This window comes from Mesorhizobium sp. M8A.F.Ca.ET.161.01.1.1, assembly GCF_004792105.1.
GTDB lineage: Bacteria > Pseudomonadota > Alphaproteobacteria > Rhizobiales > Rhizobiaceae > Mesorhizobium.
Genome location: NZ_SRTD01000033.1, coordinates 1 through 14,587, shown reverse-complemented (window position 1 = coordinate 14,587; position 14,587 = coordinate 1). Strand labels below are relative to the sequence as shown.

Genomic DNA, 14,587 nt, shown 5'->3' with positions numbered 1-14,587 from the left:
TAGAACTGAACCGAAAGAACGGACAGGCACAATGGCTACCGAAATCCGCGTCCCCACCCTGGGCGAATCCGTCACCGAAGCGACTGTCGGCAAATGGTTCAAGAAGGTCGGCGATGCCATTGCCGCCGACGAGCCGCTGGTCGAGCTCGAGACCGACAAGGTGACGGTGGAAGTGCCTGCCGCCGCCGCCGGCACGCTCGGCGAAATCACTGTGAAAGAAGGTGAGACGGTCGGCGTCGGCGCTCTGCTCGGGTCGATTTCGGGCGGTGGGGCGGCTGCTCCCGCGACCAAGCCGCAAGCGGTGGCGCAGGCGTCCAGCCCCGACGCGGCGCAGACCACCAAGCAGGCCGCGGCCGAGACCGCCAAGGTTGCCGGCGATGCCGGCTCGGTCGAGCCACGCACCATGCCGCCGGCGCCGGCCGCGGCAAAACTGATCGCCGAGAACAATCTGTCGGTCGACCAGCTTTCCGGCTCGGGCAAGCGTGGCCAGGTGCTGAAGGGTGACGTGCTCGATGCCATCTCCAAGGGCGCGCCGTCGCAGCCGGCCGAAACGCCAAAGGCGGCGCCGGCACCGGTTGCCGTGCGCGCGCCGTCGTCCGGCGACGATGCTTCGCGCGAGGAGCGGGTGCGCATGACCAAGCTGCGCCAGACCATCGCGCGCCGGCTGAAGGAAGCGCAGTCGACCGCCGCCATGCTGACCACCTTCAACGAGGTCGACATGTCGGCGGTGATGGCGCTCAGGACCAAATACAAGGACGTGTTCGAGAAGAAGCACGGCGTGAAGCTCGGCTTCATGGGCTTTTTCACCAAGGCCGTCACGCACGCCCTGAAGGAAATCCCCTCGGTCAATGCCGAGATCGACGGCACCGACATCATCTTCAAGAACTATGCCCATATCGGCGTCGCGGTAGGCACCGAAAAGGGTCTCGTGGTTCCGGTCGTGCGCGACGCCGACCAGATGTCGATCGCCGAGATCGAGAAGGATATCGGCCGGCTGGGCATCGCCGCGCGCGACGGCAAGCTGTCGGTCGCCGACATGCAGGGCGGCACCTTCACCATCTCCAATGGCGGCGTCTATGGCTCGCTGATGTCGACGCCGATCCTCAACGCGCCGCAGTCGGGCATTCTCGGCATGCACAAGATCCAGGACCGGCCGGTCGTGGTCGGCGGCCAGATCGTGATCCGGCCGATGATGTATCTGGCGCTCAGCTACGATCACCGCATCGTCGACGGCAAGGAAGCGGTGACCTTCCTGGTGCGCGTCAAGGAAAGCCTGGAGGATCCGGAACGGCTGGTGCTTGATCTCTGAGGCGGTCGGATGGCGGGTTGCGGCAGGGGTGGCCAATGACGGCCCGTTTGCTTGGGCTCGCCGGACCGGTCGTGCTGGTGGCCGGCATTCTCGCGCCTGTTGCAAATGCCCAGGCCACCTGTCCAATCGAGCTTGCCGTTTACGGCGATGCACAAAGTGGCGCCGAGATCGACTTCACCCCGACAGGCACCTCGGCAACCGTCACCAACACGTTCCGGTTGATCCTCGACAACAATGTGGTGCTGAACGGCATCGTCATGTGGACCCAGGACGTATCGCGGCCAAACGGCGCGCTGATGTACAAATGCCCGGAGGGTGACGTGACCGGCGCCGAGCTTGCCGCCTGCACGCTGTGGAACGGCGTCATCTATACGGCCGATGACAAGGGCGCTGTCGGCCTGTTGCCGGCCGAGGGCGTAGAGGCGCCAAAGACGCTGATCCTGCCCGATCTCGGGCCAGTGCTCAGGCAATCCCGAGCCTACGGCGGCGGCACCGGCTTCTCGAAAGTGCCCTCGGATGTGTTCTCGATGAAGGGGTGCCAGGAATGACCACGATGCAAAAAGTGCTGCTGGTCACCGGCGGCAGCCGCGGCATCGGCGCCGCTATCTGCCGGCTCGGAGCCAAGGCCGGCTATCGTGTCGCGGTCAATTACGCCTCCAACAAGGCTGCCGGCGATGCGCTGGTTGCCGAGATCAGGGCCGGCGGCGGCGACGCTGTTGCCGTCAGGGGCGATGTCGGCAAGGAAACCGACATCGTGGCCATGTTCGGCGCCGTCGACAGCGCCTTTGGCAGGCTCGATGCCTTCGTCAACAATGCCGGCATCGTCGACGTCAAGGCGCGCGTCGACGAGATGGATGTGTCGCGGCTGGAGCGCATGATGCGCATCAATGTCGTGGGCTCGTTCCTGTGTGCCCGCGAGGCGGTCAAGCGCATGTCGACGCGGCATGGGGGTTCGGGCGGTGCGATCGTCAACATCTCGTCGGCGGCGGCGACGCTGGGTTCGCCCGGCGAATATGTCGACTACGCCGCCTCCAAGGGCGCGATCGACACCTTCACCGTCGGGCTTGCCCGCGAGGTGGCTCTGGAAGGCATCCGCGTCAATGCGGTGCGGCCTGGCATCATCGACACCGAAATCCACGCCTCCGGCGGCCAGCCCGACCGGATCGAACGGTTCCGCGACCTGCTGCCGATGAAAAGAGCCGGTACCGCGGATGAAGTCGCGGGCGCGGTCCTCTATCTTTTATCCGACGCCGCGTCCTATACGACGGGCGCGATCCTGAATGTCAGCGGCGGCCGCTGAGCCCCAAGCAAAAGGGAAACAAACATGGCTTATGACGTGGTTATCATCGGCTCTGGACCGGGCGGCTATGTCTGCGCCATCAAGGCGGCACAGCTCGGGCTGAAGGTCGCGGTGGTCGAGAAGAATGCCACCTTCGGCGGCACCTGTCTCAACATCGGCTGCATCCCGTCCAAGGCGCTGCTTCATGCCTCGGAGATGTTCGCCGAGGCCGGCCATTCCTTCGACGCGCTGGGTGTCGAAATCCCGGCGCCCAAGCTGAACCTGAAGAAGATGATGGCGCACAAGGACGCGACGGTGTCGGCCAACGTCAACGGCGTCGCCTTCCTGTTCAAGAAGAACAAGATCGATGCCTTCCGCGGCACCGGCAAGGTTGTCGCCGCCGGCAAGGTCTCGGTGACCGGCGAGGACGGCAAGGTCGAGGAGATCGAGACCAGGAACATCGTCATCGCCACCGGCTCCGACGTCGCCGGCATTCCCGGCGTCAAGGTCGACTTCGACGAGAAGGTGATCGTGTCGTCGACGGGCGCATTGTCGTTGGAGAAGGTTCCCGGCCATCTGGTGGTGGTCGGCGGCGGTGTCATCGGGCTCGAGCTCGGCTCGGTCTGGGCACGGCTCGGCGCCAAGGTCACCGTGGTCGAGTTCCTCGACACCATTTTGGGCGGCATGGACGGCGAGGTGTCGAAACAGTTCCAGCGGCTGCTCTCCAAGCAGGGCTTCGAGTTCAAGCTCGGCGCCAAGGTCACCGGCGTCGCCAAGGCCAAGAAGGGCGCGACCGTCACCTTCGAACCGGTGAAGGGCGGGGCGGCCGAGACCATCGATGCCGACGTCGTGCTGATCTCGACCGGGCGCCGCGCCTTTTCAGACAGCCTCGGGCTGAAGGAAGCGGGTGTCGAGGTCGACGAGCGCGGCAGGGTCAAGACCGACGGGCATCTCAGGACCAACGTGCCCGGCATCTATGCCATCGGCGATGTCATCGCCGGGCCGATGCTGGCGCACAAGGCCGAGGACGAGGGCGTGGCGGTGGCCGAAACCATCGCCGGCCAGGCCGGCCACGTGAACTATGATGTCATTCCGAGCGTCGTCTACACCAGTCCGGAAATCGCCTCGGTCGGCAAGAGCGAGGAGGAGCTGAAGAAGGCCGGCATCGACTACAAGGTCGGCAAATTCCCCTTCACCGCCAACGGCCGCGCCCGCGCCATGCTGCACACCGACGGTTTCGTGAAGATCCTCGCCGACAAGCAGAGCGACCGCGTGCTCGGCGTGCATATCGTCGGCTTCGGCGCCGGCGAGATGATCCATGAGGCGGCGGTGCTGATGGAGTTCGGCGGCTCGTCCGAGGATCTGGCCCGCACCTGCCACGCGCATCCGACGATGTCGGAAGCGGTGAAGGAAGCGGCGCTGGCCACGTTCTTCAAGCCGATCCACATTTAGGGTTGTCTTGATATTCAGGTGATGCCGGCCTGCGAACGACGGGTCGGTTCGGCCTGCCCTGAATCTCAAAACACCCCGTGCCCGTCGCCCAAAACAAAACGGCCCGCCATTCGGCGGGCCGTTCGTCTTTGATATCGAGCCGATCAGTTGGCCGGTGCCGGAGCCGGTGCCGGAGCTGGCGCGGGGGCCGGCGCTGGGGCCGGCGCGGGCGCTGGTGCAGGAGCCGGGGCGGGCGCGGGCGCCGGTTCGGCTGGCTTGGCCGGTTCGGCAGGCTTCATCGGTTCAGCCGGCGCGGGCGCCGGGGCCGGTGTGCTGGCCGCTGGCGGCTCTGCGGGTGCCGGGTGCTCGCCGCTTCTTCCGAAAACGTAATACGCGACAATCGCCAGAATAACGACGACCAGCGCAATCAGCCAAGGGCTGCCGCCGCCGCCGCCGCTTGGCCTAGGAGTGTCGTTTGGTGTGTTCGCCATGAAAGTGTCCTCCGTGGATGAAAATTATCAATCAACAGACATCAACGCGCTATCGTTGAACAGGTTTCACGCTAGCGAAGGGACACGCCGAAAATACGACGGGCAGATCCGCCAGTTGCCATCCGACTCAATTGACAGCGGCGACAGTATAGCCGGCTTTACGAAAATCCTCGACCAGTCCCTCTGGATCGGGAAGTGCGGCGCGCCGACCGCGATGAACGCGTCGGTCAGGCGGCGTTTCGCCACGCAGCCAGCCACACCAGCGGATGCTATCGTTGGTTACGAGGGATTTGCCGATATGACGCCCACTGCACGGACTTTTCCTGATCCCGAAGGTGCTCTTGCCGGCGCTCAGTTCGCCGACCGATATGTGCTGATAACCGATGGCCTTGCCCTGACCGCCATTGGCGCGGCCAAACGCGTGCTGGGGCGGACACCGGGATGGGTCGGCCTGCTGACGCAGCTGCGCAACCTCGCGGTCAGGCCGTTTGGGCTGAAAACGGGGGCGGAACCCGACGCGCCGCCGGAAAGCAGGATCGGCATATTTCCGCTCATCAGCCAGACACATGGCAGGGTCGTCCTTGGGCTGGACGACCGGCATCTCGATTTCCGCATCCTGGTGGAGGTGAACGATCTCGGCGCGGGCCGGCAGGAGGTGGCTGCGTCGACGATCGTGAAGACGCATAATCTGCTTGGGCGGACCTATCTCGCCATCATCATGCCGTTTCACCGCATCGTCGTTCCGGCGATGCTGGCTCAGGTCTTGATCAAATAGGGCTTAAAGGCCCACCGCCGTGACAGTATAGCCGGCTTTGCGGAAATCCTCGACCAGTCCCTCGGGACCGGGAAGGTGCAGCGCGCCGACCGCCATGAAGGCGTTGCCCCTGGCCAGGATCGGCCCGGCATGATCGACCATCACCTTGTTGCGGCTGGTGATCATGGTCTCTTCGAAGGCGGCGTAGCCCGCGGGATCATTCTGCTCGTCGGGCATGGCGGCGCGGAACAGCGGCCAGAACATGCCGGTGTCGCCACGCTGGTAGAGGACGATCATGGTCTCGTTGATGTCGTTGACCTTGTCGCCCAGCTTCAGCGTGTCGACCAGACCCTTCATGTGAAAGGCGAGCGGCAGCGAAGCCATGGCGCGCAGCTGGCTCTCGGCTGTTTCCAATCCTTCCACCGGCTTGCCCGCCGCCTTGGCGCTCTCGGCCAGCTTGACGTCGAGCACCGGCGCTCCGCTGGACTGGCGGGCGAGTTCGCAAGCCGGAAGCGCCATCATGGCCGACAGCATCCACGGCTTCATCTTGGCGACCGTTGCCGGCGGGATGCCGCGCGCGTCGAGCGCGGCGTTCATGGCTGCCGCCTCGTCCCGCGACAGCAATGACGACAGCGTCGTGGAGTCGGTGAACATCATCAGGTCCGGCTCCTTCAGCATCGCCGTCATCATCTTCTGCTTGTCGAGCACGTCGGTGGTCTCGATGATGAGGGTGCCGGCGGCGTCAAAGGCCTTCTGTGCATAGGCCGGCAGCGTGGTGACGCGCGGATCGGTCATGTGCATGGTGCCGAACAGGTAGGATGGCTGTTCGCCTGATTTTTCCAGCTTCCACAGCAGACCCTTGCCGTTGAGCGTGGCAGCGGCCTCTGCCTCGATCTTGTCGTAGGTGGCAGGGCTGCCCTTCTGCAAGGCCGACAGCATGTCGGCGCCGGTGCAGGTCGGGATTTCCGCGTGCGCCCTGCCGGCCGCGAACAGCAGGACAGCAAGGAAGGATAGGAAAAACAGCACGTTGAGCGCGACAAGCAGCTTCAGCGAGATGGAAGCTGCACGGTCGGCGATGGCGATGACGCGTTTCATGATCCCATTCCTAGGACCGAAAAGCGGCAAAACCGTTAATCGGGACGGCAAAATTGAAGGGTTCAGGCTCTGGGATGGGCCGATTCGTAGATTTCCAGCAGTCTCGTCGTGTCGACGCCGGTGTAGATCTGCGTCGTCGACAGGCTGGCGTGGCCGAGCAATTCCTGGATGGTGCGCAGATCGCCGCCTCGGCCGAGCAGATGAGTGGCGAAGGAATGGCGCAAGGCATGCGGTGTCGCTGTATCGGGCAGGTTGAGCGCCGAGCGCAGTTTTGCCATGTCGCGCTGGATGATGGCCGGGTTGAGCGGGCCGCCGCGCGCGCCCCGAAACAGCAACTCCTTTGGATCGAGATGGTAGGGACAGAGCCGGCGGTATTCGGCGATAGCCCTGAGCGCGACCGGCAGCACCGGCACCAGCCGCGTCTTGCCGCCCTTGCCGGTGACGCGCAGCACGGTGTCGGCTTCAGATGCCAAATCGGCGGCGCTGAGGCCAAGCGCTTCCGAAATGCGCAGGCCCGAGCCGTAGAGCAGCGTCAGCACGGCGGCGTTGCGGGCGGCGATCCAGGGTTCTTCGGCCAGTTGACCCTCGACGGAGACCACCTGCCTGGCATCGCTCGCCGTCAGCGGCTTGGGCAGCGATTTGGGCTGGCGTGGCGCCCGCAGGGCCGCGGCGCCCGCCGCATTGGCCAGGCCTCGCCGTTCGAGGAATCGCAGCAGCGAGCGGATGCCTGCCAGCCCGCGGCCGAGCGTGCGAGCGCCGGCGCCGGCATTGCGCCGGGTGGCGAGGAATCCGCGCAGATCGGCCGGGCGCAGATTGGCGATATCGGAAATGCCGGGCGGTCCGCCGATATGGCCGGTGAGGAAGTGCAGGAACTGGCGAGAATCGCGCTCATACGCCTCGACGGTTTGCGGCGACAGCCGGCGTTCGCGCGCCAGCATCTTCAGCCAGTTTTCACGCGCCGCCTGGAGATCGGGTTTTGCCGGTATGAGGAATTCCTGCATCGGGTCTGTTCCGGTTCGCGGTCATTTTCCGGCAGCCGGGTTAGGAAGCGGTGAAGAGCCCGTCATTGAAATGACGGCGGGGCGGCGCTAGAGCAGGGACAAAGGATTTTTCGCCATGAGCAAGCTCCAAAACCCCGTCCAGATGGCCGTGATCGGTGCCGCCCACGGCATCAAGGGCGAGCTCAGGGTGAAAACCTTCACCGGCGATCCAATGGCGCTGGCAGACTACGGGCCGCTCTACGCCAGGGACGGCCGTGCCTTCCAGATCACCGACATAAGGCCCGCCAACACCGTTGTCGTGGTGCGCTTCAAGGGCGTCAGCGACCGCAACGCGGCCGAAGCGCTCGCCGGCACGGAGCTGTTCGTCGACCGTTCGATGCTGCCGGACGATGGCGAGGAGGACGAATTCTACCATGCCGACCTGATCGGGCTGGAAATCCGGGATGATACCGGTGCTGCCATCGGCAAGGTCGTCGCGGTGCACAATTTCGGCGGCGGCGACATCCTCGATGTGACGCTCGCCGGGCGCAAGGGCGTGCTGATCCCGTTCACGCAGGCCGCCGTGCCTGCCGTGTCGATCGCCGAGGGGTTCGTCCGCGTCGACCCGGTGGCGGCCGGGCTGGTCGAGGACGAGGATGGCGAGGCGCCGCGCGAGGACGATTTCGATCCCAAGGGCCGGCCGCGCGGACCGCGTGACGCCGGGGGCAACCGGTGAGCTTTGCCGCGTCGGTGCTGACGCTCTATCCCGAGATGTTTCCGGGCGCGCTCGGCCTGTCGCTGGCCGGGCGGGCGCTGGAGGCGGGCACCTGGTCGCTTGATGCGATCCAGATCCGCGACTTCGCCACCGACCGCCACCGCACCGTCGACGACACGCCGGCCGGCGGCGGCGCCGGCATGGTGATGCGCGCCGATGTGCTGGCGAAGGCGATCGACCATGCCTCGCCGCCGGGAGATGCGCGCCCCCGCCTGCTGATGAGCCCGCGCGGCAAACCACTGACGCAGGCGCGCGTGCGCGAACTCGCCGCCGGGCCGGGCGCTGTCATCCTGTGTGGCCGCTTCGAAGGCGTCGACCAGCGGGTGATCGACGCGCGGGGCCTAGAGGAAGTCTCGATCGGCGATTTCATCCTGTCGGGCGGCGAACCGGCAGCACTCGTGCTGCTCGACGCGGTGGTGCGGCTGTTGCCCGGCGTGATGGGCAATGCGGTCTCCGGCGAGGAAGAGAGTTTCGAGAACGGCCTGCTCGAACATCCGCATTACACGCGGCCGCAAGAGTTCGAGGGCAGGCCGATTCCGGACGTGCTGATCTCCGGAAATCACAAGAAGATCGCCGAATGGCGGCGGGACCAGTCAGAGCGGCTGACGAAGGAGAGGCGGCCCGATCTTTTGAGCGCTCAGCCCTTGGTGAAATAGTAAAAAGCCAGAAACAGGCCGACGGCGACGACGAAGCCGCGCACCGCGTTCTGCGGCACGCGCTTGGCGATCCAGACGCCGGCATAGCCGCCCAGCGCTCCGCCCGGGATCATGACGATCGCCTGCGGCCAGGCGACGACGCCGCCCGAGACGAAGACGACGATGGCGACTGCCGCGATGACCACGGCCAGCATGTTCTTCAGCGCGTTCAGCCGGTGGTAGTCGCCGGCCTGGGTCAGACCGAGCGTTGCCAGCATCATCACGCCCATGCCGGCGCCGAAGAAGCCGCCATAGATGGCGGTGACTAACTGCGCCAGCGAACCGGCGAGCGAGCCCACGGCCGCTTCGTGTCCGGCTTTCGGCGCCGGCTTCAGCCATGGTCCGGCGGCAAACAGCGCGGTCGCGCCCAAAAGCAGCCATGGCACCAATGCCCGAAAGGATGGATTGTCGAGCGCCAGCAGAATCAGCGCGCCGGCCATGGCGCCGATGGCGGAGATCAGGCAGAGCAGCAGCGCGCCGCGCCAGAAGTGCCTGATGTCGTCCCAGTAGGCGAGCGTCGAGGTGATGTAGCCGGGAAATTGCGTTACCGAGGAGGTGGCGTTGGCGACGATCGGCGGCACGCCGATCAATGTCATGGCGCCAAAGGTGATGAAGGTGCCGCCGCCGGCGACCGCGTTGACGGCGCCTGACAGAAAGCCCGCCAGGAAGAGCAGGATGGCATCGAAGACTGACATGGAAGGCCGCCGTGAAGAACTGTGCTATTTCTGGCTTAGGAAGCTTGCCGGACCGGCGCAACCCGGCACGACAGGATTACGATGGTGCCATGCCGGGAGCCATGCCGGCAAAAAATGCATGGCCAAGGCGTGACAAAGCGCCGAAATAGCTGTATGTGCCCGCCCGTACCGGCAAGAACAATCTTCCGGACCCGTCAACAATGACGGTGTAGTCGCCCCTGTCCGATGTTTTAAAGACAATTGTCTTGGAGACAAAGGGCATAGCCGAGCGGTCAATGGAACTGCAAGGCAAGCGTAGGGCGCTCTGACTGTCGGAAGAACAAGAAGTGGATTTCAAGATGGATCTCATCCGTCAGCTCGAGGCCGAACAGGCCGCCAAGATCGAAGCCAAGCGCAAGCTCCCCGAATTCCAGCCCGGCGACACCGTGCGCGTCCAGGTCCGCGTGACCGAAGGCACCCGCACCCGCGTCCAGGCCTATGAGGGCGTCGTCATCGCCCGCGCCGGTTCCGGCTTCCAGGAAAATTTCACCGTCCGCAAGATCTCCTATGGCGAAGGCGTCGAGCGCGTGTTCCCGGTGTTCTCGCCGATGGTCGAAGGCGTCGAGATCGTGCGCCGCGGCAAGGTGCGCCGCGCCAAGCTCTATTACCTGCGCGACCGTCGCGGCAAGTCGGCCCGTATTTCGGAAAACACCGGCGTGCGCGCCCGCAAGCTCAACGATGAGGAGCGCGATGCGCTGAACGCCGAGAAGGCCCGCATCGAGGCCGAGAAGGTCGCCGCCGCCCAGGCGCTGGCCGCCGAGACGGCCGCCAAGGAAGCCGCCGAGAAGAAGGCGGCCGCCGAGGCCGAGGCAGCCAAGGCCGCCGCGGAAGCCACTCCGGCCGAATAAGGTTTCGGAAATCCATTCAAAAGGCGGCTTCGGCCGCCTTTTTCGTTTTGGCGAACAGCCAGGCATTCTACCGTGGTTCTTCGTGTTTACGGACACCTTGGCGATTGGCCGAGACATCTGTGTGTCGTCATCCACGGGCGAAGGAAGGAGCGAAGCGACGCGGCGCAGACCCGAGGATCCATGCCGCAACTTCTGAGCGCCGCTACGGTGCAGAGCTGGCTCCGGTGAGCGCGACCCCATCTGAACCGCTGTGCTAGGTTGACCGTCACGGAATGGATCCTAGGGTTTCCGCGACGTCGCTTCGCGACTGCTCCACCCTAGGATGACGAACTCAGGGGTTGGCAGCGAAAAGCACAGCAGCAGGAGGCTTGACTCGAATTATCTTGTACACTAAATAATCGTGTACAAATTAATTGGAGACTACGATATGGCACTCTACACCACACAGGCTCGCGTCACCGGCGGCCGCGCCGGCCATGGCGAGACCGCTGACGGTTTGCTCAAGGTCGACCTGGCGATGCCCAAGGAGCTCGGCGGGCCGGGCGGCGCCACCAATCCCGAGCAGCTCTTCGCCATCGGCTATGCCGCCTGCTTCGAAAGCGCCGTCCGCTTCGTCGCGCGCAAGCAGAAGCTGCCGCTCGCGGATGCCGCGGTAACCTCCACGGTCAGCCTGCTTCCCAATGGCGAGGGCTTCAAGCTCGGCGTCGCGTTGGCGGCGGAGACGAAAGGCCTTGATCAGGCGGCCGCGGAAGCGCTTGTATCGGCGGCGCATCAGATTTGCCCCTATTCGAACGCCATCAGGGGCAATGTCGAAGTGGCGCTTTCGGTAAAGGCGGTATGACGGCAAAGGTCGAAACGAAAGCCAGCGAAGTCCCGGCGGAAGCCGCCGGGGCGATCCCCGTGCCACGGCTCGATCAGCAGCTCTGCTTCGCGCTCTATTCGGCGAGCGGGCTGATGACTAAGCTCTACCGGCCGCTGCTCGATCCGCTTGGCCTGACCTATCCGCAATATCTGGTGATGCTGGCGCTGTGGGAACGCGCGCCGAGCACGGTGGGCGACCTTGGCGAGGCGCTCGGCCTGGATTCGGCGACGCTGACGCCGCTGCTCAAGCGCATGGAGGCGGGCGGGCTCGTCACCCGCCGGCGCGATGCCGCAGACGAGCGCCGGGTGCTGGTCGAGCCGACGGCCAAGGGCCAGGCCCTGCGCGCGAACATGAAGGATGTGCAGACCGCGCTCGATTGCGGCATGCCGCTCGAGTGGACCGAGCTCAAAACCCTACATGGCACGCTCACCCGCCTGGTCGCGGGATTGCGCGAAGCCACGATCGACCAAGATTGATCGCGGCAAGGACTGCCCTCAAAACCGCCTCCCGGAAGCACTGGAATCCACGTTGATGCGTAACGTCGCAGTGGACCCGTCTTGCAAGGCGCTTGCGGAAAGCTAAAGTCGGCGCCGGGTTTCTCTGCCGCGCCGGCATCGCGCGGCCAATCATTTCGGGGAGTGTGTCGTGACAAAATCAAAATTGCTGCTGGCCGGCCTGTTGGCTCTGGTCCTGGCGCCCGTTGCCGCCTTCGCGCAGGCGCTGCCCGATCTCGGCGGCAAGAAGGTGGTGGTGGTGACGGAAAACGCCTATCCGCCGCTGCAGTTCATCGACGCCAAGACCGGCAAACAGATCGGCTGGGAATATGACGCGATGAACGAGATCGCCAAGCGGCTCAATTTCAAGGTCGAGTACCAGAACACTTCCTGGGACGCGATGATCCAGGCGGTTTCCGACAATCAGTACAACATCGGCATGACCGGCATCACCATCAAGGACGACCGCAAGGAGAAGGTGGATTTCTCCGATCCCTACATGCGCTCGGAACAGTTCATGCTGGTGCGCGGCGATGAAAGCCGCTTCACCGACGCCAAGACCTTCGGCGCCTTCAAGGACGGACTGATCGGCGCGCAGGCAGGCACGACGCCGTTCTACACCGCCGTCTACAGCGTGCTCGACGGCAACGAGCAGAACCCGCGCATCAAACTGTTCGAGACGTTCGGGGCCACGGTACAGGCGCTGAAATCCGGCGACGTCGATGTCGTGCTGACCGACGGCACCGCCGGCAAGGGCTATGTCGACGCTTCGGCGGGCAAGCTGAAGCTGATCGGCGGCCCGCTCGGCACCGAGGATTTCGGCTTCATCTTCCCCAAGGGGTCGGACCTGGTGAAGCCGGTCAACGCCGCGATCGCCGCGCTCAAGGCGGATGGCACGCTGGATGCGCTGAACAAGAAGTGGTTTCTTGATTACAAGATGGGGCAGTAGGCCCGTTTGTTGATAGCAGTGCTTGTGCAGGAACTCGCGTTGAGTTTGCGCTTGAGCGCCCCCCTCTGCCCTGCCGGGCATCTCCCCCTCAAGGGGGGAGATCGGATGTCGTCTTGGCTTTCGCCAATTCCCAACGCCGCAGGGCTGACGGCGCGTTCAACGCTGCCAATCTCCCCCCTTGAGGGGGAGATGTCCGGCGGGACAGAGGGGGGCGCCTGGGCGCGGTCTTTCGATACTCTTTGCGCCGCCGCCTGATGGTCGCAACGTCCACCTCCAAACCCGACTTCCCCTGGTGGCTTGCCGTCGCCGCTGCCCTCGCTTTGGCGGCTGCCTTGTTCATCGCCACCAGCGACCTCTACGCCCAGGTCTTCGCCACCGTCGCCAAGGGCATCGGCATCACCGTCTTCGTCACCGTCGTTGCCTTCGCCATGGCGTCGGTCATCGGTCTCGGCATCGCGCTGATGGGCCTGTCTGCTTCAACCTGGCTGCGGCAGATCGCGCGCTTCTATGTCGAGATCATCCGTGGCGTGCCGATCCTGGTGCTGCTGTTCTGGATCGCGTTTGCCGGCGCGCCGGCGTTCGTCGCGGCCTGGAACGCGCTGACCGCACCGCTGCAGAATGCCGGCATTCTCGGCGAACTGCTGGTGCGCGACGTGTCGTTGCTGTGGCGTGCCATCATGGCGCTGACCATCGGCTATTCGGCCTTCATCTCGGAGGTCTTCCGGGCCGGCATCCAGTCGGTCGAGAAAGGCCAGATCGAGGCAGCGAAGGCTTTGGGCCTGAGTCGCGCGCAGCGCTTCCGGCTGGTCGTGTTCCCGCAGGCGATCCGCACCATCCTGCCGCCGCTCGGCAATGATTTCGTCGCCCTGGTCAAGGATTCCTCGCTGGTCTCGGTGCTCGGCGTCGCCGACATCACCCAGATGGGCAAGGTCTATGCGGCCGGCTCATTCCGCTTCTTCGAGACCTATTCGATAACGGCCTATATCTACCTCATCCTCACAGTCGGCCTTTCGCTGGCGCTCAGGGCGCTGGAGCGCCGTTTGCGCCGCCAGCACGAGGAATAGTTTTTCGGCAAGGACAGCGTTAGGCTCGGCTGCTGACCGGAGGAGGAGCTTGCCCATGAACATCGACAAGGCCAATGCGGCGCTGGATTCGGTCTACACCGCCGATACGCCCGAAACGCTGGCGCAGGCCTATGCCGCATGGGCGGCGACCTATGACAGCGAGACTGCCTCGCTCGGTTATCTCCTGCCGTTCCTGATCACCGCTTGGGTGGCGCGCCACGTGCCGGCGGGCGAGGGGCCGCTGCTCGACGCCGGCTGCGGCACCGGCCTGTCGGGACCTTCGTTGAAGGCGCTCGGCTACGGCGACATCGCCGGGCTGGATCTCTCGAACGACATGCTCAAGATCGCCGGCAGCCGCAACGCCTACAGCGAGCTGAAGCCGGCGATGCTGGGCGGACCGCTGCCGTGGCCGGATGGGCATTTCCGAGCCTTCTTCTCGACCGGCGTGTTCACCATCAGCCATGCGCCGGCATCGAGCCTGCACGAACTGGTGCGCATCACGAAGAAGGGCGGCCACGCCATCTTCACCGTGCGCGACCAGGTTTTTGAGAGCGGCGATTTTCAGGCTGTTTTCGATGAATTGGAGCAGGCAAGGAAATGGCGGGCGGTCGAGGCAAGTCCGTGGTTTCGCTGCTATGCGATCGGCGATCCGGACGCGCTGGTGAAGACGTTTGTGTTCGAGGTGCTTTGAGCGGACTTCCCTTCTCCCCTTGTGGGAGAAGGTGTCGCCGAAGGCGACGGATGAGCAACTGTGTTTTCAGGCTTTGTCTGGATACCAGGGTTGGTTGTGTCGAAGCATGGCGCTGAGGATGGTCATAATCTTTCGG

At 64.7% G+C, this 14,587-nt stretch carries 16 protein-coding genes; 13 read left to right on the top strand and 3 right to left on the bottom strand.

What is annotated here, in order from left to right; all coding sequences use genetic code 11:
• Positions 1-31 precede the first annotated feature (31 nt).
• The 5 genes from odhB to EN804_RS34085 all read left to right on the top strand — a co-directional run bounded on the left by odhB (position 32) and on the right by EN804_RS34085 (position 5,285).
• Positions 32-1,309 (top strand): 2-oxoglutarate dehydrogenase complex dihydrolipoyllysine-residue succinyltransferase, encoded by a 1,278-nt coding sequence (odhB, locus tag EN804_RS34110; RefSeq protein ID WP_135922249.1) that lies wholly within the window; start codon positions 32-34, stop codon positions 1,307-1,309.
• Positions 1,310-1,344: 35 nt separating this feature from the next.
• Entirely contained in the window at positions 1,345-1,857 is a 513-nt protein-coding gene (locus tag EN804_RS34105) for a hypothetical protein (protein WP_246693527.1), read from the top strand.
• Complete coding sequence (locus EN804_RS34100; RefSeq protein ID WP_135922248.1) at positions 1,854-2,609, top strand: SDR family oxidoreductase; 756 nt, start codon at positions 1,854-1,856, stop codon at positions 2,607-2,609. Before EN804_RS34105 ends, EN804_RS34100 begins: the two co-directional genes overlap by 4 nt.
• 24 nt (positions 2,610-2,633) lie before the next feature.
• Positions 2,634-4,040 carry a dihydrolipoyl dehydrogenase gene (gene lpdA / locus EN804_RS34095; protein ID WP_127276288.1) on the top strand — a complete coding sequence of 469 codons (1,407 nt, stop codon included), beginning with the start codon at positions 2,634-2,636 and terminating at the stop codon, positions 4,038-4,040.
• A gap of 768 nt (positions 4,041-4,808) precedes the next feature.
• Positions 4,809-5,285, top strand: a complete 477-nt coding sequence (locus EN804_RS34085; RefSeq protein WP_135922264.1) for a DUF2867 domain-containing protein — start codon at positions 4,809-4,811, stop codon at positions 5,283-5,285.
• A 3-nt stretch (positions 5,286-5,288) separates the two neighbouring features.
• Here the strand turns inward: EN804_RS34085 and EN804_RS34080 are convergent, their stop codons facing one another.
• Positions 5,289-6,359 (bottom strand): TraB/GumN family protein, encoded by a 1,071-nt coding sequence (locus EN804_RS34080; RefSeq protein WP_135883799.1) that lies wholly within the window; start codon positions 6,357-6,359, stop codon positions 5,289-5,291.
• A gap of 62 nt (positions 6,360-6,421) precedes the next feature.
• A complete protein-coding gene (locus tag EN804_RS34075; RefSeq protein WP_135883800.1) occupies positions 6,422-7,360 on the bottom strand; it encodes a tyrosine recombinase XerC in 939 nt (312 codons plus the stop codon).
• 115 nt (positions 7,361-7,475) lie between these two features.
• Between EN804_RS34075 and rimM the strand changes: the two genes are divergently transcribed.
• The gene (rimM, locus tag EN804_RS34070) at positions 7,476-8,075 is read left to right on the top strand and encodes a ribosome maturation factor RimM (protein WP_127276297.1); all 600 of its coding nucleotides are present in this window, start codon (positions 7,476-7,478) and stop codon (positions 8,073-8,075) included.
• Positions 8,072-8,770: a tRNA (guanosine(37)-N1)-methyltransferase TrmD gene (gene trmD / locus EN804_RS34065; RefSeq protein ID WP_127872825.1), complete on the top strand. Its 699-nt coding sequence runs from the start codon at positions 8,072-8,074 to the stop codon at positions 8,768-8,770. The genes rimM and trmD overlap by 4 nt, the downstream gene beginning before the upstream one ends.
• Here the strand turns inward: trmD and EN804_RS34060 are convergent.
• Positions 8,752-9,504: a sulfite exporter TauE/SafE family protein gene (locus tag EN804_RS34060; protein ID WP_135922247.1), complete on the bottom strand. Its 753-nt coding sequence runs from the start codon at positions 9,502-9,504 to the stop codon at positions 8,752-8,754. The two genes, trmD and EN804_RS34060, sit on opposite strands and share 19 nt — an antisense overlap.
• Before the next feature lie 338 nt (positions 9,505-9,842).
• On the opposite strand from EN804_RS34060, the gene rplS reads away from it, so the two are divergent.
• From rplS to EN804_RS34020, 6 genes are all read left to right on the top strand, one after another.
• Positions 9,843-10,391: a 50S ribosomal protein L19 gene (gene rplS / locus EN804_RS34050; RefSeq protein WP_096451662.1), complete on the top strand. Its 549-nt coding sequence runs from the start codon at positions 9,843-9,845 to the stop codon at positions 10,389-10,391.
• Positions 10,392-10,818: 427 nt separating this feature from the next.
• On the top strand, positions 10,819-11,232 hold the full coding sequence (locus EN804_RS34045) for an organic hydroperoxide resistance protein (RefSeq protein ID WP_135863425.1): 414 nt from the start codon (positions 10,819-10,821) through the stop codon (positions 11,230-11,232).
• Positions 11,229-11,729 (top strand): MarR family winged helix-turn-helix transcriptional regulator, encoded by a 501-nt coding sequence (locus EN804_RS34040; protein ID WP_135922246.1) that lies wholly within the window; start codon positions 11,229-11,231, stop codon positions 11,727-11,729. Before EN804_RS34045 ends, EN804_RS34040 begins: the two co-directional genes overlap by 4 nt.
• A 169-nt stretch (positions 11,730-11,898) precedes the next feature.
• The gene (locus EN804_RS34035; RefSeq protein ID WP_127276794.1) at positions 11,899-12,696 is read left to right on the top strand and encodes a transporter substrate-binding domain-containing protein; all 798 of its coding nucleotides are present in this window, start codon (positions 11,899-11,901) and stop codon (positions 12,694-12,696) included.
• 254 nt (positions 12,697-12,950) lie between these two features.
• Positions 12,951-13,760 carry an amino acid ABC transporter permease gene (locus EN804_RS34025; RefSeq protein WP_135922245.1) on the top strand — a complete coding sequence of 270 codons (810 nt, stop codon included), beginning with the start codon at positions 12,951-12,953 and terminating at the stop codon, positions 13,758-13,760.
• A gap of 55 nt (positions 13,761-13,815) precedes the next feature.
• On the top strand, positions 13,816-14,451 hold the full coding sequence (locus EN804_RS34020) for a class I SAM-dependent methyltransferase (RefSeq protein WP_135883804.1): 636 nt from the start codon (positions 13,816-13,818) through the stop codon (positions 14,449-14,451).
• The last annotated feature ends 136 nt before the right edge of the window (positions 14,452-14,587 follow it).